21 protein-coding genes and 1 tRNA gene are annotated in these 23,982 nt (G+C 62.7%); 6 read left to right on the top strand and 16 right to left on the bottom strand.

All coding sequences use genetic code 11. From position 1 onward, the window contains the following. Positions 1 to 3: 3 nt before the first annotated feature. Entirely contained in the window at positions 4 to 879 is an 876-nt protein-coding gene (locus tag I8746_RS17780; protein ID WP_012053627.1) for a LysR substrate-binding domain-containing protein, read from the bottom strand. A gap of 114 nt (positions 880 to 993) precedes the next feature. On the opposite strand from I8746_RS17780, the gene I8746_RS17785 reads away from it, so the two are divergent. Next, positions 994 to 2,631 carry a 5-guanidino-2-oxopentanoate decarboxylase gene (locus I8746_RS17785; RefSeq protein ID WP_221100899.1) on the top strand — a complete coding sequence of 546 codons (1,638 nt, stop codon included), beginning with the start codon at positions 994 to 996 and terminating at the stop codon, positions 2,629 to 2,631. Positions 2,632 to 2,736: 105 nt separating this feature from the next. Here the strand turns inward: I8746_RS17785 and I8746_RS17790 are convergent, their stop codons facing one another. After that, positions 2,737 to 3,657: an AraC family transcriptional regulator gene (locus tag I8746_RS17790; protein ID WP_003251974.1), complete on the bottom strand. Its 921-nt coding sequence runs from the start codon at positions 3,655 to 3,657 to the stop codon at positions 2,737 to 2,739. 202 nt (positions 3,658 to 3,859) lie between these two features. Between I8746_RS17790 and I8746_RS17795 the strand changes: the two genes are divergently transcribed. Both I8746_RS17795 and I8746_RS17800 read left to right on the top strand, forming a co-directional pair. After that, positions 3,860 to 4,153: a putative quinol monooxygenase gene (locus I8746_RS17795; protein WP_003251976.1), complete on the top strand. Its 294-nt coding sequence runs from the start codon at positions 3,860 to 3,862 to the stop codon at positions 4,151 to 4,153. A 16-nt stretch (positions 4,154 to 4,169) separates the two neighbouring features. Then, entirely contained in the window at positions 4,170 to 4,436 is a 267-nt protein-coding gene (locus tag I8746_RS17800) for a hypothetical protein (protein WP_014859143.1), read from the top strand. On the opposite strand, the gene I8746_RS17805 is transcribed toward I8746_RS17800, so the two are convergent. The 6 genes from I8746_RS17805 to bglX form a co-directional block, all read right to left on the bottom strand. Next, positions 4,437 to 5,042: a flavin reductase family protein gene (locus I8746_RS17805; protein ID WP_004575149.1), complete on the bottom strand. Its 606-nt coding sequence runs from the start codon at positions 5,040 to 5,042 to the stop codon at positions 4,437 to 4,439. A 119-nt stretch (positions 5,043 to 5,161) separates the two neighbouring features. Next, positions 5,162 to 5,566, bottom strand: a complete 405-nt coding sequence (locus I8746_RS17810) for a heme utilization protein (protein WP_070384322.1) — start codon at positions 5,564 to 5,566, stop codon at positions 5,162 to 5,164. 300 nt (positions 5,567 to 5,866) lie between these two features. Beyond that, positions 5,867 to 7,186, bottom strand: coding sequence for an MFS transporter (locus I8746_RS17815; RefSeq protein WP_003251986.1), 1,320 nt, complete (start codon positions 7,184 to 7,186; stop codon positions 5,867 to 5,869). A 254-nt stretch (positions 7,187 to 7,440) separates the two neighbouring features. Beyond that, complete coding sequence (locus I8746_RS17820) at positions 7,441 to 8,775, bottom strand: sigma-54 dependent transcriptional regulator (RefSeq protein ID WP_003251989.1); 1,335 nt, start codon at positions 8,773 to 8,775, stop codon at positions 7,441 to 7,443. After that, complete coding sequence (locus I8746_RS17825; RefSeq protein WP_221100900.1) at positions 8,769 to 10,526, bottom strand: ATP-binding protein; 1,758 nt, start codon at positions 10,524 to 10,526, stop codon at positions 8,769 to 8,771. Before I8746_RS17825 ends, I8746_RS17820 begins: the two co-directional genes overlap by 7 nt. A gap of 87 nt (positions 10,527 to 10,613) precedes the next feature. Beyond that, a complete protein-coding gene (gene bglX / locus I8746_RS17830) occupies positions 10,614 to 12,905 on the bottom strand; it encodes a beta-glucosidase BglX (protein WP_221100901.1) in 2,292 nt (763 codons plus the stop codon). Positions 12,906 to 13,091: 186 nt separating this feature from the next. Here bglX and I8746_RS17835 point away from each other — a divergent pair, with 186 nt between their 5' ends. Continuing rightward, on the top strand, positions 13,092 to 13,709 hold the full coding sequence (locus I8746_RS17835) for a TPM domain-containing protein (protein ID WP_003251995.1): 618 nt from the start codon (positions 13,092 to 13,094) through the stop codon (positions 13,707 to 13,709). Positions 13,710 to 13,874: 165 nt separating this feature from the next. Continuing rightward, positions 13,875 to 15,089, top strand: a complete 1,215-nt coding sequence (locus tag I8746_RS17840; RefSeq protein ID WP_014754346.1) for an SAM-dependent methyltransferase — start codon at positions 13,875 to 13,877, stop codon at positions 15,087 to 15,089. 33 nt (positions 15,090 to 15,122) lie between these two features. On the opposite strand, the gene I8746_RS17845 is transcribed toward I8746_RS17840, so the two are convergent. The 7 genes from I8746_RS17845 to I8746_RS17875 form a co-directional block, all read right to left on the bottom strand. After that, the gene (locus I8746_RS17845; protein ID WP_012053619.1) at positions 15,123 to 16,133 is read right to left on the bottom strand and encodes a DUF4917 family protein; all 1,011 of its coding nucleotides are present in this window, start codon (positions 16,131 to 16,133) and stop codon (positions 15,123 to 15,125) included. A gap of 202 nt (positions 16,134 to 16,335) precedes the next feature. Beyond that, positions 16,336 to 18,042 carry a SulP family inorganic anion transporter gene (locus I8746_RS17850; RefSeq protein WP_003252001.1) on the bottom strand — a complete coding sequence of 569 codons (1,707 nt, stop codon included), beginning with the start codon at positions 18,040 to 18,042 and terminating at the stop codon, positions 16,336 to 16,338. A 210-nt stretch (positions 18,043 to 18,252) separates the two neighbouring features. After that, positions 18,253 to 18,326: transfer RNA gene (locus tag I8746_RS17855), tRNA-Gly, on the bottom strand. A gap of 111 nt (positions 18,327 to 18,437) precedes the next feature. Beyond that, positions 18,438 to 19,325, bottom strand: coding sequence for a (R)-3-hydroxydecanoyl-ACP:CoA transacylase (phaG, locus tag I8746_RS17860; protein ID WP_003252003.1), 888 nt, complete (start codon positions 19,323 to 19,325; stop codon positions 18,438 to 18,440). Positions 19,326 to 19,661: 336 nt separating this feature from the next. After that, on the bottom strand, positions 19,662 to 20,360 hold the full coding sequence (locus I8746_RS17865; protein WP_221100902.1) for a pseudouridine synthase: 699 nt from the start codon (positions 20,358 to 20,360) through the stop codon (positions 19,662 to 19,664). An 8-nt stretch (positions 20,361 to 20,368) separates the two neighbouring features. Next, positions 20,369 to 20,581 carry a cysteine-rich CWC family protein gene (locus tag I8746_RS17870; RefSeq protein WP_003252007.1) on the bottom strand — a complete coding sequence of 71 codons (213 nt, stop codon included), beginning with the start codon at positions 20,579 to 20,581 and terminating at the stop codon, positions 20,369 to 20,371. Next, entirely contained in the window at positions 20,574 to 22,055 is a 1,482-nt protein-coding gene (locus tag I8746_RS17875) for a diguanylate cyclase (protein ID WP_221100903.1), read from the bottom strand. Before I8746_RS17875 ends, I8746_RS17870 begins: the two co-directional genes overlap by 8 nt. 212 nt (positions 22,056 to 22,267) lie before the next feature. Here I8746_RS17875 and I8746_RS17880 point away from each other — a divergent pair, with 212 nt between their 5' ends. Next, positions 22,268 to 22,717: a hypothetical protein gene (locus I8746_RS17880; RefSeq protein WP_014859154.1), complete on the top strand. Its 450-nt coding sequence runs from the start codon at positions 22,268 to 22,270 to the stop codon at positions 22,715 to 22,717. A gap of 44 nt (positions 22,718 to 22,761) precedes the next feature. On the opposite strand, the gene I8746_RS17885 is transcribed toward I8746_RS17880, so the two are convergent. Continuing rightward, complete coding sequence (locus I8746_RS17885; RefSeq protein ID WP_221100904.1) at positions 22,762 to 23,868, bottom strand: enoyl-CoA hydratase/isomerase family protein; 1,107 nt, start codon at positions 23,866 to 23,868, stop codon at positions 22,762 to 22,764. Positions 23,869 to 23,982 lie beyond the last annotated feature (114 nt).

The raw sequence follows: 23,982 nt of genomic DNA on the forward strand, positions 1-23,982 counted from the left end.
CCGTCACAGGCTGGCCTGGCCCTCCAGCCAGTCCAGCAATTCCAGCAGCCCCGGCGGCAAGCTCCTGGCCTGGCTCACCAGGTAATACCCCTTGCCTGTCAGCACCTTCAGCGCAAACGGCATGCATAACCGCCCACCGCGCAGGTCATCGCCAATCAGCGACCAGTCACCGATTGCCACCCCTGTCCCCTGCGAGGCCATGGCCATCGCCATGTCCAGTGTCTCGAAATGTTGTTTAGGCCCATGCGTGGCGAGCGTCACTCCAGCCGCCTGCAACCACAACCGCCAGTCGTGTTCATCCCGCGAGGGATGCAGCAACATATGTCGGGCCAGGTCTTCCACCTGCTGCAACGGCACTGGCCCCTCACGCAGTGACGGTGCGCACACCGGGGTCAGCTGCTCATCGAACAGCTTGCGCACCTGCAGCCCGTGGTTCGGCGCATCGCCGTAGACCACAGCGGCATCGAAGCCCTCGCGACGGAAATCCACCCCGTGCTGCACGGTCGTGGTCAGCTCAACCGGCACATCCGGGCGCAGTGCCTGCCATTCCATCAGGCGTGGCAGCAGCCAGCGCATTACGCAGGTTGGTGCCTTCAGCTGCAGGGTAGTGCTGTGCTCACCCACCTCGCGCACCCCTTGTTCGATCAGGGCGAACACCTGCTGCACCCGCGGCAGCCAGTCCAGGCCTTCACGGGTCAGGCTCAACCCACGCGCCTCGCGCTTGAACAGGGCATAACCGAGGTGTTCTTCGAGTGCTGCAATCTGGCGGCTGACAGCGCCCTGGGTGATGTGCAACTGCTGCCCGGCGCGGGTGAAGTTGCAGTGCTGGGCGGTGACCAGAAACGTGTGCAGGGCAGGCAGGGGCGGGAGGCGTTTCATTGCAGTAAGCCATGATCACAGGACATGGCTAGTATGTGTTTTTTTACATTGTGGCGATAGCCGTGGCTTGGGTCCAATAAGGGCATACCCCAACACGATTCATGGTGACCCCTGATGGCAACCTGCGGCGAAGTACTGGTCAAACTCCTTGAAGGCTATGGCGTCGATCATGTCTTCGGCATCCCCGGTGTACATACCGTGGAGCTCTATCGTGGCCTGGCGGGCTCTTCCATTCGCCACATCACCCCGCGTCATGAGCAAGGTGCCGGGTTCATGGCTGACGGCTATGCGCGCACCCGCGGTAAACCCGGGGTGTGCTTCATTATCACTGGCCCGGGCATGACCAATATCACCACTGCCATGGGCCAGGCCTATGCCGACTCGATCCCGATGCTGGTGATTTCCAGCGTGCAGTCCCGAGACCAACTGGGCGGTGGCCGTGGCAAGTTGCACGAGCTGCCCAACCAAGCCGCGCTGGTATCGGGTGTGGCGGCGTTTTCCCACACCTTGATGAGTTCAGCCGACTTGCCGCAGGTGCTGGCCCGGGCATTTGCCGTGTTCGACAGTGCCCGGCCACGCCCGGTGCATATCGAAATCCCGCTCGATGTGCTGGTTGAACCGGCCGACTTCCTGCTGCCGGGCCGCCCTGTACGGGGTAGTCGGGCAGGGGCTGCACCTCAGGCCGTGGCGCAGATGGCTGAGCGACTGGCCAGTGCGCGTCGGCCGCTGATTCTGGCCGGTGGCGGGGCGTTGGCTGCGGGCGCTGCGTTGGCACGCCTGGCCGAACACCTTCAGGCCCCGGTGGCGTTGACCATCAATGCCAAAGGCTTGCTGCCAGCCAGCCACCCATTGCAGATCGGCTCGACCCAGTCGTTACCCGCCACACGGGCGCTGGTGGCCGAGGCCGACGTGGTGCTGGCGATCGGTACCGAACTGGCTGAAACCGATTATGACGTGACCTTCAAGGGAGGCTTCGAGATCCCGGGCAGGCTGCTGCGCATTGACATCGACCCGGACCAGACCGTGCGTAATTATCTGCCGGAGCTGGCGCTGGTAGCCGATGCCGAGCTGGCAGCCGAAGCGCTGCTCGGTGCCTTGCAAGCCCAGCCGCAGCCAGCGCACGAAAGCACTTGGGGCATGGCTCGCGTGGCCAACCTGCGCAAGGTCCTGGCGGCAGACTGGGACCAGCCAACCCTGAGCCAGACACGTTTGCTGAGCGCCATACTGGAGCGCCTGCCTGATGCGATTCTGGTGGGCGACTCGACCCAACCTGTGTACACCGGCAACCTGACACTCGACATGGAGCAGCCACGCCGCTGGTTCAACGCCTCGACCGGTTACGGCACCTTGGGTTACGCGTTGCCAGCAGCCATGGGCGCCTGGTTGGGCAGTGCCGAGCAGGCCGTCGAACGCGCTCCGGCGGTGTGCCTGATTGGTGATGGTGGTTTGCAGTTCACCCTGCCGGAACTGGCCAGTGCAGTGGAGGCACAGGTACCGCTGATCGTGCTGCTGTGGAATAACCAGGGGTACGAGGAAATCAAGAAATACATGGTCAATCGGGCGATCGAGCCGGTCGGGGTGGATATCCATACCCCGGATTTCATCGGCGTGGCGCGAGCGTTGGGCGCGGCAGCAGAGAACGTGGCCGATATTGCCCAATTGCAGGCGGCGCTCGGACAAGCGGTGGAGCGCAAGGGGCCGACCTTGATTCAGGTGGACCAGAATCAGTGGCAGGCCGCGGTGTTGGGTTGAAACGGCCTCTCGTGCCTGCAGGCAGCGCGCAATTTTCGCATCTGTGCAAAAACCTGCAGGAGCGGGTTTACCCGCGAAAGCGCCGGGGCAGGCGAATGTTGAGCTTCAGACCGCAGTAGCCCGCAACCGAGCCACATCGCGAATTGGCGGCGCGCCGTAAAGCCGGCTGTATTCACGGCTGAATTGCGACGGGCTTTCATAACCCACCCGATAAGCCGCCACCGCCGCCTCCAGCCCGTCGTTCAACATCAGCCGCCGCGCCTCTTGCAGGCGCAGTTGCTTCTGGTACTGAAGCGGGCTCATCGAGGTCACGGCCTTGAAGCGGTGGTGCAAGGTCGAGGTGCTGAGGTTGACCTCACGCGCCAGGTCCTCGATACGCAGCGGCTGTTGGAAGTTGTTGTTGAGCCAAGTGATGGCCTGGCAAACCCGGTGGGTCTGGCTGTTGGCCAAGGCAATTTCATACAGCCGGTAACCCTGCGGCCCACGGAGCAGGCGGTAGAGAATCTCGCGGCGGAACAGCGGCGCCAGCATTGCGATGTCGCGGGGGGTGTCCAGCAGCCGCAGCAACCGCAGCAGGGCATCGAGTAGCGCGGCATCAGTCCTTTCCACATACAAACCACGGCCGGAAGGTCGATTGGGTACCAGCATCGGTCCGCTCTCGGCGATCAGCTGGCTGATCTCGGCCGGGTCCAGGTCCATGCGCAGGCCCAGGCTTGGGTTCTCGGGGCTGGCATCCAGCCTCACGGCACTCAGTGGCAAGGTTACCGAAACGACCATGTAATGCAGTGGGTCGTAGGCGTATTGCTCGTCACCCAGGAACAGGCTTTTGCTGCCCTGGGCAAGGATGCACAGGGCAGGCTGCGCCAGGGTGGGTACAGAACGCACATTTTCGGTGTAACGCACCAAGTACAGGTCATCGATGGCCGATGCTGGGCCATAGGGCTCGCCCGCGTGGCGGTTGATCAGCTCGGCCAGCTCCAGGCGCTGCAGTTCCAGGGTCGGTTCGGTGGACGTGGCGGTGGTCATGATGGCTTTCCTCTGCTGACCGACGCAGCATAGGTTTGGGCAAAGACGGGCGCTAGTCGAAAGCTGCATGTCGATTGCCTGATCCTGCCGCGCTGCAGGATCAGGCAATCGACATGCAGTAATGGCCTAACGCGCCGCGCGGGTGAGCGCCTAACCTTGGCAGCCTGGCTTTTCCGTCCGCCTGCTTCAAGGAGATTGTGCAATGACCCTTAAACAACCGGTCACCCACCTTGCTTTCATCCGTGCCAGCAGCGGGCGCTCGGCAGAGCTGGGCGCGCGCCTGCGTGACCTGCTCGAGCCCTCGCTGCGAGCACCGGGATGCCTGAGTTTCACCGTGCAGCGTTCTCAGGCTGATGCTGACCTGTGGTTGCTCAGCGGAAGCTGGCAGGACCAGCAGGCGATGAGTGGCTACTTTGCTTCACCGACACTGGAGGTGTTCGGTGAGCTGGTGCAGGCTCAGGTGGTCAGCAGCCTGGACTTGCATACCTTCGATTGAGCGTGGATGAGGTAAAGTGACACCCTTGTTCAATCACGCGGACAGCAACATGGCACGTAGGGAATTCACTCATTTCGAAGCGGTATCGGCGATGGTGCCAGTGGAAGGTGGCGGCTACAACGCAGCCATCGCGGTCAAAGCCTTGGGCATGGGCGGCGCGCCGCGCTTTCACAAGGTTCTCGACGGGCAGGTGTTCAAGGGCGCTGTGGCCGCCGACGAAGCGGCCACCGCCGAGCTGCAACGCTTGCAGGGCGTCAGCGAAGAGGGTGAGCTGGTCTGGTGATCAGGCCGGCGGCCGGGCCATCTTGAACAGGTTGCCCAGCTCGAAATAATCCGCCGGGCCACCCCCACGCAGGATCGGCTCGGCGGCAGCGGTATCGTAGATGCCGTTGTTCAACAGGTGCTCGGCAATGTGCACCGCCACCACTTCCCCAAGGATCAGCCAGCTGGGCACCTCTTGCTGGTCGGCGCGCTTGAGCTGGACGATCTGGCTGACCTTGCACTCGAAGGCTACCGGCGTTTCACCCACGCGCGGCACCTTGACGATGCTAGACGGTGCGGCAGTGAGGCCGCTCAATTCGAATTCGTTCACTTCGGCAGCAACCGGTGCGCAGCTCAGGTTCATTTGCTCGGCCAGTGGGCGGGTGGCCAGGTTCCAGACGAACTCACCGGTCTGCTCGATGTTGTTCAGGCTGTCTTTGCGCCCGACGCTGCAGAAACCGATGATCGGCGGGATGTAGTTGAACGCATTGAAGAAGCTGTAAGGCGCCAGATTCAGGCGGCCTTCGCGGTCCTGAGAGGAGATCCAGCCGATAGGGCGGGGACCGACGATGGCATTGAACGGGTCGTGCGGCAGGCCGTGGCCTTTGGCGGGTTCGTAGTAATACATCTGTGCTGGGCTTGTTGGCCCTACCTCCTGGTGGACAAGGTGCCTAGTGTGCCAAGCCTGAGCTCGTGTGCAAATGATCAAGCCCGGCCGAAGCCGGGCTGGGTGCTCGCAATCAGGTATCAGCTGATGCGGTGCGCGTTGGTGCGGTCGAAGCCGTCTTCAGCGAAGCGTTGGCCACCGGTGCGGTCGAAGCCGTCTTCAGCGAAGCGTTGGCCACCGGTGCGGTCGAAGCCGTCTTCAGCGAAGCGTTGGCCGCCGGTGCGGTCGAAGCCGTCTTCAGCGAAGCGCTGGCCGCCGGTGCGGTCGAAGCCGTCTTCAGCGAAGCGTTGGCCACCGGTGCGGTCGAAGCCGTCTTCGGCGAAGCGTTGGCCGCCGGTGCGGTCGAAGCCGTCTTCAGCGTAGCTGGCTGACTGGGTTTGAACCGCGGCAAAGGTGTGAGCGTCGGTCCGGTCGAAGCCATCTTCGGCGAAGGCGCCAGCTGCGAAAACCGAAAGGGCCAAGGTGAGGATCAGTTTGTTTTTCATGGTCGTTGCTCCAGGGGTTTGTGAGTTGTTTGTTTCTATGGGTTTAATCCTACGCCGAATAATTTGATTAAAAAGCGCAAAAAACAGTGCTTAATAATCTATTTATTAGATGTTTTTGTGCGCGTATGCCGTGCTTCAGGCCGCAAGCCTGGCTTGGGAGCGTTCGCGCGGGCGCCAACGTTCTGCCAGCCATTGCAGCTTGAAAAGGTGGAATTAATAGGGCGTTAAGAAGGAAAGGTCTGAATGAAAAAGGGGCGCTCCATGCAATGGAGCGCCCCTTTTAGTACTGCCAGGCCAGCGTTACTCAGTGGTAATCCGCGAGTGCTGCTTGGTGTCTTTCATGGTCGCGTAAACCAGCAGCGAGCAGGCGATACAGGCGGTGACGTACCAGTAGAAGCCGCTCTCCATACCAGCGCTCTTGAACCACAGGGCCACGTATTCGGCGGTGCCACCGAAGATCGACACCGTCAGGGCATACGGCAGGCCCACGCCGAGGGCGCGAATCTCGGTAGGGAACAGCTCGGCTTTGACCACGGCGTTGATCGAGGTATAGCCGCTTACGATGATCAGTGCGGCCATGATCAGGAAGAACGCACCCCACCAGGTCTGGATGGTGTGCAGGGTGCTGAGGATGGGAACGGTGAACAGGGTACCGAGCACACCGAAGGCGATCAGGATCGGACGGCGGCCGATCTTGTCGGACAGACCACCGATCACCGGCTGCAGGCACATGAACAGGAACAGCGTGGCGGCCGAGATGGTGGTCGAGTCACTGATGCTCATGCCCACGGTGTTGACCAGGTATTTCTGCATGTAGGTGGTGTAGGTGTAGAAGGCCAGGGTGCCGCCCATGGTCAGACCGACGACGGTCATCAGCTCCTTGGGGTGACGCAGCAGGGTGCGCATCAGGCTTTCCTTGGCCTTTTCCTTCTTGGTGAACGAGGCGGTTTCTTCCATGCCGCGACGCAGGTACAGGGCCACCACCGCGCACAGCGCACCGATCACGAACGGCACGCGCCAGCCCCAGGCGTACAACTGCTCGGTGGTCAGGGTCTGTTGCAGGACGATCAGTACCGCCAGGGCGATGAGCTGGCCAGAGATCAGGGTCACGTACTGGAAGCTGGAGAAGAAACCACGGCGCTCCTTGCTGGCCATCTCGCTGAGGTAGGTGGCCGAGGTGCCGTATTCACCACCCACCGACAGGCCCTGCAGCAGGCGCGCGATGACCAGCAGGACAGGTGCGGCGACGCCGATGGTTTCGTAACCCGGGGTCAGGGCGATGACCAACGAGCCTGCGCACATGAGCAATACCGACGCCATCAGCGCGGCCTTGCGGCCCTTGCGGTCGGCGTACAGGCCCATCAGCCAGCCACCGATCGGGCGCATGAGGAAGCCCACGGCGAAGATCGCAGCGGTATTGAGCAGTTGTGCGGTGGAGTCGCCGGCGGGGAAGAAGGCCTTGGCGAAGTACAGCGAGAATGCGGCGTAGACGTACCAGTCGTACCATTCGACCATGTTGCCGATGGACCCGCTGAAAATCGACTTCAAGCGGCTGGCGGTGGTTTTTTCTGCGGCAGGCGCGGTGGCCGCCCCGGCGGGCAGGGAGGTGGCGTTATCCATCAGGGATACCTTCTCGTTGTTTTTGTGGAGCGCGCCGTGGCGCAGCTTGCCAAGGCAATTGCAGAAGGTGTGCCAAATGGGGGCGGGCTGATTCATTTCAGGGCATCCAATACCCCAAAACCGGCACAGTAGCGGGGCTTGCGCTGCCCTTTGCGGGAGCGGGCTTGCCTGCGAAGGGCTGCAAAGCAGCCCGGAATCTCGACGTGATAAGCGGTTTTTTGCCTACCAGGTGCAGGTCATAAGCGGATTTCCGCTCATTCCTGCCCAACAAAATCCTCGCGCACCAGCCCATGCCGTTGCATCTTCTCGTTAAGGGTGCGCCGCGGCAGTTGCAACGCCTCCATCACCGACTTGATCTCGCCCCCATGCTGACGCAAGGCCGCGCGCAGGCATTGCGCCTCGAATGCTTCCATCTGCTCGCCCAGCGACTGCCCGGCAGGTGCCACCTCGATGTTTGGCGAACCTAGCCCCAGCGCATGCCGCTCCGCCGCATTGGCCAGCTCACGCACGTTGCCAGGCCAGTCATGTGAGAGCAGCTGCGCCAGCTGTGCAGCCGATAGCGGCGGGGCGGTGCGACCCAGCTTTTCACCTGCAGCACGGGCAAAGTGTTCGAACAGCAGCGGTATGTCCTCCCGCCGCTCGCGCAGCGGTGCCAGGCGCAATTCGGCCACGTTCAGGCGGTAGGCCAGGTCTTCGCGGAAGCGCCCGGCACGCGCCTCCTCGAGCAGGTCGGGCTTGGTCGCAGCAATGATGCGCAGGTCCACGCTGATGCTCTGGTTGGCCCCCAGGCGCTCCAGCTTCTGCTCCTGTATCACCCGCAACAGCTTGGCCTGTTGGGCCAGTGGCATGCTCTCGATTTCGTCGAGGAACACGGTGCCACCGTTGGCATATTCCAGCTTGCCGATCCGTTTACCCTGGGCGCCCGTGAAGGCGCCGCTCTCATGGCCGAACAGTTCGGCCTCGAACAACGACTCGGGGATGGCTGCGCAGTTAAGGGCTACAAAGGGCTTGGCGGCACGGGGGCCAAAGTCGTGCAGGCAGCGGGCCACCCGCTCCTTGCCACTGCCGGTTTCACCGCGAATCAGCACGTTCACCGGCAGGCCGGCCAGGTCCAGCACTTGCCGGCGCAGCTGTTGCAGGCCCTGGGACATGCCCAGTAGCGTGACTTCCAGGCGTGACTTGAGGTCGGCCTGCTCGTGGAGCCGGCGGTTCTCAAGCACCAGCTGGCGCTTTTCCAGGGCGCGGCGCAGGCTGCCCAGCAAGTCTTGCGGCGTAAAGGGTTTTTCCAGGAAGTCATAGGCCCCCATGCGCATGGCTTCTACCGCCATCGGTACATCACCGTGACCGGTCAGCAGAATCACGGGCAGGTCGGGGTCGTTCGCCTGCAGGCGTTCGAGCAATTGCAGGCCATCCATGCCCGGCATGCGCACATCGCTGATGATCACCCCAGGGAAGTGCTGCGGCAGGTGTGCCAGGCACGCTTCGGCGTGAGCGAACAACTGCACGCTGAAGCCAGACAGGCTCAGCCATTGCTCGACAGCAGTGCGGATACTGGCTTCATCATCGACGACGATCACCGAATTCAACATACAGGCTCCAGGTCACGGGGCAGGGTAAGGCTCAGGCGCGCGCCGCCAGGCAGGTTTTCGGCCCGCAGCTGGCCGCCGGCCTCGTGGACGATGCCGTAAGAAATGGCCAGGCCCAGCCCTAGCCCTTCCCCCACCGGTTTGGTGGTGAAGAACGGGTCGAAGACCTTGGCCAGGTCGGCTTCGGCAATGCCGCCACCCGAGTCGAGCACACTCAGGCGCCATAGCGTCCCGTCGGGTTCGATGCGGATCTCCAGGCGTTTGTAACGCTTGTCGAGCATGGCGTCGAGTGCATTGTGCAGGAGGTTTATCAGCACCTGCTCCAGGCGGATGGCATCGCCGCGTACCCAGGCCGGGCGTGCCAGGTACAGCGCCACTTCCACGTCTTCGTTGCGAAGGCGCGCTTCCAGCAGGTGCAAGGCCTGGTCGACCACGGTTGCCAGGTCAAGGCGTTCGCGCAGGCCCATCGGGCTGTTGCGGGCAAAGGTTTTCAGGTGGCTGGTAAGTGCTGCCATGCGCGTGAGCATCTGTTCCAGTGGCTCCAGCGCTTGCCGCGCTTCGTCATGGCGACCATGGTCAAGCAGCAGGCGCAGGGTTTCCAGTTGCATACGCTGGGTGGTCAGCGGTTGGTTGATTTCGTGGGCCATGGCTGCCGACATCTGCCCGAGAGCGGCGAGCTTGGCTGATTGCACCAGGCCTTCCTGGGCAGTGCGCAGCTCACGGGTGCGTTCTTCGACCTGGCGTTCGAGTTCTTGCCGGCTGCGCTGGCGCAGGCGTGCCAGGCGCAGGCGTTGGCTGACGAAAAGGGCGGCGAACACCAGGCTCAGCCAGACGGCGGCGGCGCCAAGCGCGGCATTACGACCGTCGGCAGCGACCTGCGGTTTGCGCAGCAGGTGCAAGGTCCAGTTTTCGCCTTCCAGCGGCAGGCTTTCCCACAGGTACTCGGTACTACCCTCGGGGCCTTGCACGCGGCTAAGGGTGCTGTAGGGGGCAAACCGCGTCAGCACCTGATGGTGTAGCGGCACCAGCGGTTGCTTGTCGTACTGACGGGTTTCGGCCAGCTCGGCACGGTCGGCGCCACTGAGCGGCTGAAGTTCGCGGTAGCGCCAGCCATCCTGGTTTGCGATGAAAGTGATGCCGCGGGCGTCGCTGACCAACAGGATATCGTTGCCCTGTCGCCATTCGCGCTCCAGCTCGGGGAACTCCAGCTTGACCACCATGGCGCCAAGGAATCGGCCATGCTCGTCGTTCACCGCGCTGGCGAGGAAGTAGCCCGGCACGCCACTGGTCACGCCCACGGCATAGAAGCGGCCACTGCCCTGGTTGCGGGTTTGCTTGAAGTAGGGTCGGAAGCCGTAGTTGGAGCCGACGTAGCTGCTGGGCAGCCGCCAGTTGCTGGCGGCAATGGCCAGCCCGGTGCGGTCGAGCAGCTCGAGGGTGGAGGAATTGGCGGCGCCATTGATGCGTTCGAGCTTGAGGTTCAGGGCGTTCTGAACCTTTTCGTCGACCGGGCCGCGCAAGGCTGCGATCAGCTCCGGGTCCAGCGCCAGCACGGCGGGGAGGGCACGGTAGCGATCGATCAGGGTGTGCAGTGCGTTGGCGTACAGGCCCAGTTGCTGGCTGGCACGCTTGGCGTCGTCTTCCATGGCCTGGCGCTTGGCCTGGTGCATGGCCCAGCCGGCGCTGAGTGCGGTACCCAGCACGATCAGCAGGGTGATCAGCCCCAGACGCAGGGCGCGAACGGAAAAGGGCATCGGGGGGCGGATCCGGTGGTGGGATAACGGGGCCGGCCTCTTCGCGGGTTTACCCGAGAAGAGGCCGGAACAGGCGGCCTTTTTCAGTCAAAGCAATTCAAAGCTCTGCTGCTGCACCGCCTGGGAGTCCAGCCCTACCTGGACATTGAACTCCCCTGGTTCGGCAACCCGCTGCAACTGGCCATTGTAGAACTTCAGGTCGTCTTCGCTGATGCGGAAGGTCAACGTGCGGGTTTCACCCGGTTCAAGCATCAGCTTCTGGAAGTTTTTCAGCTCTTTCATTGGGCGGCTCATCGATGCCGACACATCCTGCAGGTACAGCTGCACCACCGTCTCGCCTGCAACCTTGCCGGTGTTCTTGACCGTTACCTTGGCTTCCAGCGTATCGCCGCGCTTGAGATCCTTGCTCGACAGGTTCAGGCCCGACAGCTCGAAGCTGCTGTAGCTCAAGCCATAGCCAAACGGGTAAAGCGGCCCGTTGGGTTCTTCGAAGTATTGCGAGGTGTAGTTACCCGGCTTGCCCGGCGTGAACGGCCGGCCGATGCGGGTGTGGTTGTAGTACATCGGGATCTGCCCCACCGACCGTGGGAAGGTAATGGCCAGCTTGCCGGAGGGGTTGTAGTCGCCAAACAGCACGTCGGCGATGGCATTGCCGCCTTCGGTGCCGGCGAACCAGGTTTCGAGGATGGCGTCGGCCTGCTCGCGCTCCCAGCTGATCGACAGCGGTCGGCCGTTCATCAACACCAGCACCAGCGGTTTGCCGGTGGCCTTGAGCGCCTTGATCAGCTCGCGCTGGCTGGCCGGGATCTCCAGGGTGGTGCGGCTCGACGACTCGTGGGACATGCCACGGGACTCGCCGACCACGGCGACCACGACGTCGGATTGCTTCGCCGCCTTGACTGCTTCATCGATCAGCACGGCAGGCGGGCGTGGGTCGTCGACGATTTCCGGGGCATCGAAGTTGAGGAAGTTCAGGTAGTCGAGTATCGCCTTGTCACCCGTGACGTTGGAGCCTTTGGCGTAGACCAGCTTGGCCTTGCCTTCCACGGCGCGGCGCAAGCCTTCGCGCACGGTCACCGAGTGGACGGGTTTACCGTCGGCGGCCCAGCTGCCCATCATGTCGATCGGGGCATCGGCCAGCGGGCCGACCAAGGCAATGGTGCCGGCCTTTTTCAGCGGCAGGGACTGGTTGCGGTTTTCCAGCAGCACCAGGCTGCGGCGTGCCACGTCACGCGCAGCTTCGCGGTGCAGGCGGTCGTTGCCGTAGTAGTCCTTCAGGTCGGTTTCGGCCTTGCCGATGCGCACGTACGGGTCTTTGAACAGGCCCATGTCGTACTTGGCACCCAGCACTTCACGCACCGCCTGGTCCAGCTCGCGCTGGGTCACCTCGCCGGACTTCAGCAGGCCCGGCAGCTCTTCGCCGTACAGGGTATCGTTCATGCTCATGTCGATGCCGGCCTTGATCGCCAGCTTGGCGGCTTCACGGCCATCACGGGCGACGCCGTGGCGAATCAGCTCCTGGATGGCACCGTGGTCGCTGATGGTCACGCCCTTGAAGCCCCACTCCTTGCGCAGCAGGTCGTTCATCAGCCAGGTGTTGGAGGTGGCCGGTACGCCGTTGATCGAGTTCAGCGCCACCATCACGCCACCGGCACCCGCATCGAGCGCGGCGCGATAGGGTGGCAGGTAGTCGTTGTACATTTTCGGCAGGCTCATATCGACCGTGTTGTAGTCGCGCCCGCCTTCCACGGCGCCATACAAGGCGAAATGTTTGACGATGGCCATGATGCTGTCGGGGTTGGCCGGGCTGCTGCCCTGGAACGAGCGCACCATTACCTGGCCGATTCTCGAGGTCAGGTAGGTGTCTTCGCCGAAACCTTCACTGGTGCGGCCCCAGCGCGGGTCACGGGCGATATCCACCATTGGCGCGAACGTCATGTCCAGGGCGTCGGCCGAGGCTTCGATCGCGGCGGTGCGGCCGACCTTGGCGACGGCCTCCATGTCCCAGGTAGCGGCCATGCCCAGGCCGATCGGGAAGATGGTGCGCTCGCCGTGGACGGTGTCGTAGGCGAAGAACATCGGGATCTTCAGGCGGCTGCGCATTGCCGCGTCCTGCATCGGCCGGTTTTCGGGGGCCGTGCGGGAGTTGAAGGTGCCACCGATACGGCCGGCGGCGATTTCCTCGCGGATCTTGTCGCGGGGCATTTCCGGGCCGATGCTGATCAGGCGCAACTGGCCGATTTTCTCGGCTTCGGTCATCTGGCTGATCAGATGCTCGATGAAGGCCTGCTTGTCCTGCAGGGGCGGGGCGGTGGGGGCGGCGAGGGCCGCCTGACTGGCAAGGCCCATGGCCAGGCCCAGCAAAGACAGTTTCATCATCAATTCCGTTTTGGGGCCTCTGCCGTATCCACGGTGATACGTGCGCGACCGAAGTTTTCAGGCGGCTATTGTTGTACGATTTGCAGGCAATTCTTCCAGCGGCGGATTATGCCTGAATATGTCGCCTGCGGATGAAGCCCCGAATGCCGGGATAACAACTATAAGAACGCTCAAGAGACCGACGGCATGACCCCCTTCGACGAATACCATCAGCGGCAGATTGCCGAAGCCATTGCCCGTGCCGAACGGCGTACCGATGCCGAACTGGTGACGGTGCTTGCCCGTCGTGCCGACGATTATGCGTATTGGCCGTTGTTGTGGGCCGCCGTGCTGGCACTGACCGTGCCCGGTCTGTTGCACTGGCTGCTGGCTTGGCCCAGCGTGCGTGGCGTGCTGATGGGCAACGTGCTGCTGTTCGTCGTTTTGTGCCTGCTGCTGCGCAACCCGCGCCTGGCCGATTGGCTGATCCCCCGTGCCTTGCGCCGCTGGCGTGCCGCGCGCCTGGCCCGCCAGCAGTTTCGCGAGCAGAACCTGCAGCGCACAGCAGGCGCCACGGGCGTGCTGATTTTCGTCAGCGAGGCGGAGCGGCATGTGGAGATCCTGGTCGACCGGGGTATCGAACACTGCCTGGATGCCGAAGCCCGCGCGGCCATCGGTGCCCGCTTGGCCGAGCAGGTGCGCCAGGGCCGCACCTTGCAGGGCTTTGTCGAGTGCATCGAAGCGTGTGGCGAGCTGCTTAGCCAGCACGTGCCGCCAACCCATGCCCGCAACGAGTTGCCCAACCGCTTGGTGATTCTCGACTGAAGGCGCGCCCAGCCTTGCTGGATTCCCTGTAGAAGCGGGCTTGCCCGCGAATCAGGCGACACGGTGTCTGCCACCGGCTTTGCCGGTGTTCGCGGGCAAGCCTGCTCCCACAGGGTGCCTGCGGCACGTTAGAATAGGCGTTCCGCTACCCAAGGCCCCCTTTTCATGTCCGCCAGTACTTCTGCCTCTTGCGCGCCGGATGCGCGCGCTCAGTTTCTCGACCTGCTGAACGCCGCCCTGCACGGCGAAACCCTGGTCAAGCTGGTGCTGGCGCGCCATGTCGGTGCCGACCAGACCTTGCAACGGATCATTGCCAAGCCGCTGCAGGTCAAGGGCCAGCCGTGCCTGTCGCTGGTCTACCGCCACCAGACCCGCGACATCACCCGCAACCTGCCGCTGGATCAGGCCCAGGTGCTGGTTGCCGAACTGCTGCCGGACAGCTTCCGCAATGCCCACCTGTTCGATGCTGACGGCGAAGTGCAGTTGACCTTCAGCAAGAAGGGCAAACCGATGCTCCAGCGCCACGGTGCCCAGGCACCGCGCGTGGCCGATGCGGGCAGCGGGCATGACCGCGAGAAGAAGCGTTATCTGGAGCTGTCGCGGCCGTTTCTGCGCGACCTCGGTGTGACCGACGCACAAGGCGCACTGATCCCGTCCATGTCACGCAAGTGGAAGCAGATCAACAAATTCATCGAGGTCTTCGATCACGCCCTGGCCAATGCACCGGTGTCGACGGAACAGGCGCTGCGGGTGGCCGACTTCGGTTCGGGCAAGGGCTACCTGACCTTTGCCATGCATGACTACCTGCGCAATAGTTTGGGCCGTGACGCACAGGTGACCGGCGTGGAGCTGCGCCAGGACATGGTCGACCTGTGCAACGCCGCGGCCGCACGCCTCGACCACCCGGGCCTGGAGTTCCAGTGTGGTGATGTACGCAGCGTGGTGCCTGAGGCCATCGAGGTGATGATCGCCTTGCATGCCTGTGACATCGCCACTGACTACGCCATCCACACCGGCATCCGCTGCAACGCCGCGATCATCATGTGCTCGCCGTGCTGCCACAAGCAGATCCGCCCGCAATTGCACAGCCCAGGGTTGCTGCAACCCATGCTGCAGTATGGCCTGCACCTGGGCCAGCAGGCCGAAATGCTGACCGACAGCCTGCGTGCGCTGTACCTGGAAGCCTGTGGCTATGAAACCAAGGTGTTCGAGTTCATCTCGCTGGAACACACCAACAAGAACAAGATGATTCTTGCGGTGAAACGGCGGCAGGCGGGGGATAATGGGGCGTTGCTGGAGAAGATTGCCCAGCTCAAGGCGTTCTATGGGGTGCAGGAGCATTGCCTGGAAACGTTGTTGCGCGCGGATGGGTTGCTCTGACGCCACCCACCGGTACGCCTGCCGGGCACCTTGTCAGCGCTGAGCAGAGGGCACTTCGATAGCCAATGCTGCCTGCCCCAACGGATGGGTGCTGGCATCGAAGAAATGCAGCGCCGTCCCCGGCAAATCCCCGAAACGATCTGCAAAATGCTGCTTCTGATTGATCACCGACGCCTCGCCCAGCGGCCGAATGGCAATGGATAGCTGTTGCGGACGGGCTTGGCGCACAGCGTCGAGCAGGTGCCGGTCACTGCTGTCCAGATGCTGCCCGAACAGGCATATCCCTTGGTTTTCCTGCGCCAGCTGCCCCAGGCACCAGCTCAGATAGTCCGAGTTGCGGATAGCGCGCAGTTTCTCGTCGCTGCGGTCTTCGTTGACGAACAGCGGTACTTCACCCGGGATATTCACGGCAAACCCATCGAGCAGTTCGGCGCTTTCAGCGCTGCGCTGGCGGGTGGTGCCGTCGGGCAGCTTGAGCAGGTGCAGGCCGCCATGCAGGTGCAGCACCCGGGTACCTTCGCTGCCGGTGCGTCGCACGTCGAAATAGCCTTGTTCGTCGAACAGTTCGGCGAAGCCATTCGGGGCGTGCTGCACGGCCCATGGCAGCAACAGGTCGTAGTTGCTGGTGTAGACGCTTCGATAGCCGCGCAGGGCCTGATTGAGGGTTGCCAGGGTGGCCGGTGGCATCAGCGGCCAGGGCAGATGCACCGTGCGCACGGCGTGAATCAACGCTTCCTTGATCGAGTAGTAGCGGTTCAGCGGCGCGGTGGAGTTGATGGCCAGTGCGGCATTGGTACGCACGGTGGTGTTGAGGGCGCTGAGCACCGGCTCGAACAGTTCCGTGCCCAAGGACTTGAACAGTGCCTGGTCACTGACCGCCAGGCCTTTCTTGCGGCCTGCGCGTTGCGCTTGCTCGAACAGCGAGAAGTAGCCGAACGGCTTCCATACTGCGCGGCTTGCGCCATTGCCCAGCAGCAGGGCGTCGCAGGGGTGGCGGGCGGCGAGTTCTGGCCAGGGGGTAAGGGTGGCATCAAGTGCGGGCATGCTGGATCCGTTGGGTGGTGCGGGGAACGGGGCGACTTTAGCATGTCATGCGAGGTATGCGAGGGTTGGTGTCAAGGCGAGGTTTTGTGTTGCCTGTGCTGGCCCTTTCGCGGGTGAACCCGCCCCTACAAGTCCATGTAGGAGCGGGTTTACCCGCGAAAGGGCCAGCACAGGCGTAGCACGTTGAACAGGATGAAAGCCGCTAACCCTGTTCGGTCACTTGCACACTGCGGTTTCGGTTGCGCCACACGCGGTACGCACGAATCCCCGCGCGTACCGAGCCGAATAGCAGTTTTTCTTCCATGTCCCGCGCCATCCCCGAGCGCACCAGCATGCGCAGGAAAGTGCCACGGGCGCGGGCGATGGCGAAGAGGATGCCTTGAGCCGCCAGGGTGTCACGCACTTCGCGCAGGGCGGCGATGCCGCTGACATCAATGCTGGTTACCGCTTCGGCATCGAACAGCACGGCTTTAGGCTGGTCCTGGCTTTGCACGGCTTCAAGCAGGCGCATCTTGAAGTAGTCGGCATTGAAGAACAGGATGGCGTCGTCGAAGCGGTACACCACCAGACCAGGCACGGTGCGGGCGTCTTTGAACTTGCGGATGTCCACCTGGCCTTCGGTGCCCGGCAGCCAGCCCAGTACGGCATCGGTGGGTTGGTAGATGCTGTAAAGCAGGCGCAGGATCGCCAGGGTCACGGCAAACACGATGCCGGGCAGCACGCCCAGGCCCAGTACGCCCGCCGTGGTCAGCAGGCACAGCCAGAACTCGAAGCGGCTTAGACGCCGGATATGCCCCAGCGATTTGATGTCGATCAGCCCCCAGCCAGCCATCAGCAGCACGGCGCCCAGCGCAGCCTGCGGGATCCAGGCCATGGGTGCGGTGAAGAACAGCAGGATCAGGGCGATCACCAGTGCCGCGATGATGCCCACCAGCTGGCTTTTGCCACCGACCATGTCGTTGACTGCAGTGCGCGAGTCGGCACCGCTGATGGCAAAGCCCTGGGAAACCCCGGCCGCCAGGTTGCTCACGCCCAGGGCGACGAATTCGTGGTTGGCGTTGATCGCATAGCCATGCCGGGCGGCAAAGCTGCGTGCGGTAAGCATGGCGCTGCAGAAGCTGACGGTGGCGATACCCAGGGCGTCGCGCAGCAGGCTCTTCATTTCCGCCAGGTTGCTGTGTGGCCAGGCCAGTTGCGGGATGCCTGCAGGTACCGGCCCAAGGACGGCAACGCCGAAGCGGTCGAGGCCGAACAGGCCAACCAGCAGCATGAACAGCGCCACTACCGTGAGGGCTGCGGGCAGACGCGGGTAGCGCCGTGGCAGCCAGATGAGCAGGCCCAGGGCGGCCAGGCCGATGATCAATGTGACCCAGTGAATTTCCCCCAGGCGCTGGAAGAAGTTGATCAGGCTGAGGATGAAACCGTCGCCCTCGATCTGGAAGCCCACCACCTTGGACAGCTGCCCGGCGATCAGGCTCAGGCCGATACCGTTGAGGTAGCCGATCAGGATCGGCCGCGAGAAGAAGCTGGCGATGAACCCGGCGCGCGCCAGGCCCGCGGCAATCAGCATCACGCCGACCAGCACGGTGACGATCACCGACAGTTCGACGATGCGCTGCGGGTCACCCAGGGCCAGCGGTGCCACGGCACCGGCGATCATCGCGCAGGTGGCGGCGTCGGGGCCGACCATCAGCTGGCGCGAGCTACCGATCAGCGCATAGACCATCATCGGTAGCACACAGGCGTACAGGCCATATTGCGGCGGCAGCCCGACGATCTGCGCATAGGCAATGGCAATGGGAATCTGGATCGCGGCTACCGACAGGCCCGCTTGCAGATCGGCGTGGAACCATTCACGGCGGTAGTGCAGCAGGTTGGCAAGGCCCGGTAACCAGCGGGAGAGAAACATGCGTTGTCCTTTCGAATGGTTTCACGAATCCATTGAGCCTACCCGCCACAAGCCGTTTCGCTTGCGCACGCAAAGGCCCGATGCGCATTGAAGCGGATCGGTGGGTAAATGGCCATGGGCCAGGTCAAGGCAGGGTGAAAAACGAAAAAAGGAGCCTTGGCTCCTTTTGACTGCGATGACGTTGCTGGAACGCCATGCGGGAATGCGATGTGGAGCGGGTAGAGGGAATCGAACCCTCAACTAAAGCTTGGGAAGCTTTCGTTTTGCCACTAAACTATACCCGCATCTGAGCTCGACTTTTTACCAGAACCTTCAGCGAATTAGAAGCCCAAGTTATAAAAAAGCTTGTCGGCGCCCCGTGGCCTGCGGGTATTTGCTACAAGGCGCCGAGCCGCTCAGATGGCAAATGCATGCTGCCCCTGTTGCACGGGTTGGTAACGTTGGCGGGGTTCACGCACGGTTGGCTTGAGGAACCCCAGCATGACACTGCGGGTGTTCTCGCAGGCGGTCTTGTTCTCCATGTCCAGGAAGTGGCCCGCATCGCGGATCACGCTGAACTGGCTTCTGCCCACATGCTTGCTGAACTGCCGCGCATCTTCGACCGTGGTGTACTCGTCGCGTTCGCCGTTGATGAACAACACCGGGATGTTGATATTGCGCGCGCCTTGCAGCGCACGTTCCAGGTCGTGCTCCAGCACCTGGTTGATGTGGAAGTGCATCTGTGCGTACTCGTGGCTGTCCAGGCTGCTCACATGGCGGTAGTTGAAGCGTTTGAACAGCGACGGCAAGTGCTTGCCGATGGTGTCATTGACCAGGTTGCCGACCTGATAACGGTCGCAGGCGGCCAGGTACTGGCAGCCACGGTCCAGATAGTCGCGCATCGGCTCGTTGATCACTGGCGAGAACGAACTCACCACTGCCTTCTTCACGTACCGCGGCTGGTGCGCCAGCGCCAGCAGCGTGCTTGCGCCACCCCACGAAAAAGACATCACGTGGTCTGCCTGGAAGTGCTCGATCAGCTCAAGGAGGATATGCGCCTCGGTCTCCTTGCTGATCAGCCGTTCCTGACGGTTGTGCGGCTTGGACTTGCCTGAATACGGCTGGTCGAACAGAACCACGTTGAACTGTGGGTGCAGGTTACGTACCGTCTGGGCGAACGAGGCCGTGGTGGCCAGCGAGCCGTTGATCAGGATGATCGTGTTTTCGGCCGCATCCGCGCGATAGAACTCCGTGTAAACCCGATACTGACCTTGGATATCAAGTACAGCGATTTCTGGCCTCATGTCATCGACTCCTGGCGCAAAAAGGGTATTCGCGTCACCTAGGGTGCACGTTCTTTATGACAGGTAGGCATTTGCCTGAAGATAAACCGGGGGCCCTGTGTCGATCCTTGGCACTTGCGTCGACGGTATTGTTTTTGGCGGGCAATTTGCCGTGCCCCAAGGCATCTAGGCTTTGGGTGGCCGGCAAAAAGTGTCATCGGCTGCAGGTGTGACTTGGTAGTCACATGCAGACTGACGATTTGGATTCAAGCAGTGGGTTGGGGATCGCGCAAGTGCCGTTCGGTAAGTAATGTGACTTTTGTCGCTGAGCGGTCGTGTGACGACAGGGGCTGTCTGTCACGCCTGGACAGTGGCTATCTCATTGCCCGTCAGTTCACGATACTCCCCCGGCGCCAACCCCGGATCCAGCCGGATCGCTCCCATGCTCTCCCGATGCAGCCCCACCACCTTGTTGTTGAAGTGCCCGAACATGCGTTTGACCTGGTGGTACCGCCCCTCGACGATTGCCAACCGGGCTCGGTGGGGGCCGAGGATCTCCAGCCGGGCTGGTTGGGTGGTGAGGTCTTCGAAGGCAAAATAGAAACCCTCGCGAAACTTGGCCACATAGTGCTCGCCAATCTCGTCCTCGGTGTCCACCAGATAATGCTTGGGCAGCTTGGTAGCAGGCTGGGTCAGGCGCCGTGACCACTGGCCATCGTTGGTCAGGATCATCAGGCCGGTGGTGTTGAAATCCAGGCGCCCGGCTATGTGCAGGTCATCTCGCAACGCCGTGGGCAGCAGGTCGAGAACGGTACGGTGTTGCGGATCGTGGGTGGCGCTTACGCAGCCAGTGGGCTTGTACAGCATCAGGTAGCGGGCCGGACGGCCGGCCTGCAGCAGTTGCTCGTCCAGCTCTACGCGGCTGAATTCACGCACGTCGGTCAGCGGGTCACTGGCGACCTTGCCGTCCACCCGCACGCGGCGTTGCGCCAGCATCAGGCGAACTTGCTGGCGGTTGTAGCTGGGCAGGTTGGCGAGGAAACGGTCAAGGCGCATGGCAACGATCAGTGGGCAGCGGATGGACGGAGCTGTTCTTCAACGGCGGCGCAGCGCGGGCACAGACAGGCCTTGTTACGCAGTTCATCGGGCAGGGCCTGAAGCACGGCCGGGTCGATGGTCACGCTGTAGCACCAACACGCCTGGGTGGCACGGCGTGGGTCGGCCAGGCTGCACTGGTTGAGGGCACCGCAAGCGGGGCAGTGTTGCTTGTCATTCATGGCGGGTTTCACTGCAGACGCGGTTGCGGCCAGCCTGCTTGGCACGATAAAGCGCGCGGTCGGCGCGGGTCAGCAGGGCGTGCAGGGTATCCCCCGGTTGCAGGCTGCTCAGGCCGATGCTGGTGGTCAGTCGCAGCGGCTGGTTGTCGTAACTGAAGGTCAGCTGTTCGGTGCGTCGCCGGATCTTTTCCGCCACCTCGACGGCCTGGCCGCCTTCAGCTTCGCGCAGCAGCACGATGAATTCCTCACCGCCCCAGCGGCACAGTATATCTGACTGACGCAGGCTGCCTTGCAGCACATTGGCGAATTGGCGTAGCACTTCGTCACCTGCCAGGTGGCCGTGGTTGTCGTTCAACGCCTTGAAGTGGTCCAGATCAATCAGCAAGGCCACCAGAGGGCTACTGTCGCGCCGGGCGTCTCGCAGCGCCTGGGCGGCGAGCAGGTCGAAGCTGCGCCGGTTGTGCAAGCCGGTGAGGCTGTCGAGCGTGGCCAAGGCTTCGGTGCTGGCCTGGTGGCGGCGGACCATGGCATGCACCAGTGCCAGCACCACCAGGGTGATCATCGTACAGATCGCCAGGTTCAGGTACAGCGCATGGCGAATGCGGTCGAGGACGCCGGTTTCGCGTTTGTCCACCAACAGGTACCAGTCCAGTTCGGGCAGGTGGCGAACGTTGAGAAAGTGGCTGTGGTTTTCGCTGTCATGGTACTCGTGGCTGCCTTCGCCCGGCACCCTCTGCTCGGCCAGCATGGCTTTCAGCTCAGGGTTGTCGCTGAGTGACTGGCCAACTTGCAAACCATGCGGGCCACCCTCGGAGCCGGTCAACAGCACCTTGCCTTTGGCATCGGTGAAGAGCACCGCGCGTTGGTAGCGGCGTTGGTACTGATCGATCAGCTTGACCACCGACGATACGCTCAGCCCTACGCCTGCCGCGCCGATGAAGCGCTGCTGGTAGTCGTGCACCTGGTAGTTGATGAACACGGTCAGGCTGTCCTGGTTGGCCATGTCCAGGTCGACGTTGATCTCATAAGGGGCCTTGAGTTCACGCAGACGGAAATACCAGGCATCACGCCAGGTGCCCGGTTCGACGTGCTTGAGCACGCCTTTGGCCTGGTAGTAGGTCCGCGTGCGATCGGACACGAAAAAGGACGTGAAGATGTCCTGCTTGCCCATGACCTCGCTCAGGTAGCGGGTCATGCGTTCGGTATCCTGCTCGCCGGACAGCACCCAGTCGCGCAGGAAGGTGTCCTGGGCCATCATCGAGGCGATCAGCACCGGGCGGATCAGGTCTTTCTGGATTTCCGAGTAGACAGTGTCGGAGGTCAGCGGCAATTCGGTATTGATGATGCCGTCGCGGATGGCGCTGCGCGAGGAGAAGTAGCTGAGCAGCGAGGTGGCCAGGAAGCCGCAGGCCAATAACACGAGCAGGGTAACGATCAGCGAGCGTTGCGAGAACAGAGCGGAACGTAAGGGCATGATCTTCCCGTGATGTGTGCCGAGCCGCTTATTCTAGTGAGATGGCCGACAAATGACTGCAAGTTTTTCAGGGTTATTTCAGCTGTATCAAGTTATTGCAGAAATGGCACTGCACCTGCGCGCCGCTGTCTTAGTCAATGTCGATTGACGCATCTCGTCTCGACGCTCGCCAGCGCCGCTGTTCGGGCACTCCAGCGGTCCAGGAGGCCGCCATGTCCTATCGAATCCTGTTGATCGCCCTGCTGGGGCTGATGACTTCGGCCTGCGCCCCGTACTATGAACGCGGGGGCTACTACCGTTCGGACTACTACTCCACCGACCGCTATGTGGCGCCGGGGTATTACCGCTATGACCGGTACTATGTAGCGCCTGCGCCGCGCTACTACTATCAGCCTGCTCCCCGTTACTACAATCGGTCGGCCCCTGTGCCCCATTACCGGCCCTATCCGCAGCCGAGGATGAACCAGTGGCATGGCAACCCGCGCTATGACTACGGCAATCGCCAGCGGCAAGACTACCGGCAGGACCGGGATCGCCATGACTATCGCAATGACAGCCAGCGTTACCGGCAGGGCGACCGGCACTCCAATCGGCAGGTTGACGACCGCGGGCGCTGGGACGGGCGGGGCGGGCAGGGGCGAGGAGGAAACTGGCAGCGCTAGCTGAGCGGAGGCGGGGGCTGAAAAGCAGCCCCCGCATCAGCAGACTAACCCACATCCGCCAATGGGTGCCGTCCTTCCCATGCCTTGGCAAAATGCGCCTCGACTACCGCCGCCGGCACTTGCGCCACATCAGGCCAGTGCCAGCGCGGCTGGTTGTCTTTGTCCAGCAGGCGAGCGCGCACGCCTTCACTGAATTCAGGGTGACGGCAACAGTTCAGGCTCATGCTGTATTCCATCTGGAACACTTGCGCCAACGACAGGTACCGCGCCCGGCGGATTTGCTCCCAGACCAGATGCGCCGTCAGCGGACAACCCTCATGCAGGCGTTGGCCGGCATCTGCCAGCAATGGGTCGTCATGCTGCTTGAGCCTTTCCAGCGCGCGCCAGGCTGAAGCCGCATCCGCCACGTCGAGTAACTGATCGATCACATGCCGTCGTGGCAGCCACTGGGCATCAGGCAGCTCGGCGCAGGCACGATGCTGCTCGGCCTTGAGCAAGCTGTTCAGTTGTATGGCGGTCTGCTCCTGCCAGTTGAGTTGCAGCAACTCTTCGATCAAGGCCTCTTGCTGGTGCTCGCCCAGAAAACGGTCAGCCAGGCCCAGGTCAAGGGCATCGCGGGCGTTGATCGGCGCGCCGGTCAGGCCGAAGAACAAACCCAGCTTGCCCGGCAGCCGGGCCAGGAACCAACTGGCGCCTACGTCAGGGTACAGGCCGATGCTGATTTCCGGCATGGCCAGCCGGCTGCTGGGTGTGACGATACGCACATTGGCGCCTTGCAGCAGCCCCATGCCGCCACCCAGCACATGCCCATGGCCCCAACAGAGTAACGGTTTGGGGTAGGTGTGCAGGGCAAAGTCCAGGCGGTATTCGGCGGCGAAGAAAGAGGCCGCCAGCGGTGGGACACTGCCGGGGTGGTCGCGGCAGGCTTGCACCAGCGCACGTACATCGCCGCCTGCGCAAAAGGCTTTTGCCCCGTTGCCGCGCAGCAGCACGCTGACGATACCCGGGTCGCGGGCCCAGGCATGCAGTTGTTCGCCCAGCACTTCGATCATCGGCAGGGTCAGGGCATTGAGCGCCTTGGGCGCATCCAGGGTGGCGATGCCGATGCGGGCGCCATCGACGCCGGTGAGTACCTCGCAGTGAATGGTCATGGACTACCTCTCGCAAGTCATCGCTCAAGTATGGCTTGCCTGGCCAATCATGCCGGTCGTCGGTCGGATCGTTTGACAAGCGCGAAGGGCTTACCTAGTGTCGCGCCATTGTTT

Source organism: Pseudomonas sp. USTB-Z (genome assembly GCF_019691255.1).
In the GTDB taxonomy this organism is placed as follows: domain Bacteria; phylum Pseudomonadota; class Gammaproteobacteria; order Pseudomonadales; family Pseudomonadaceae; genus Aquipseudomonas; species Aquipseudomonas alloputida.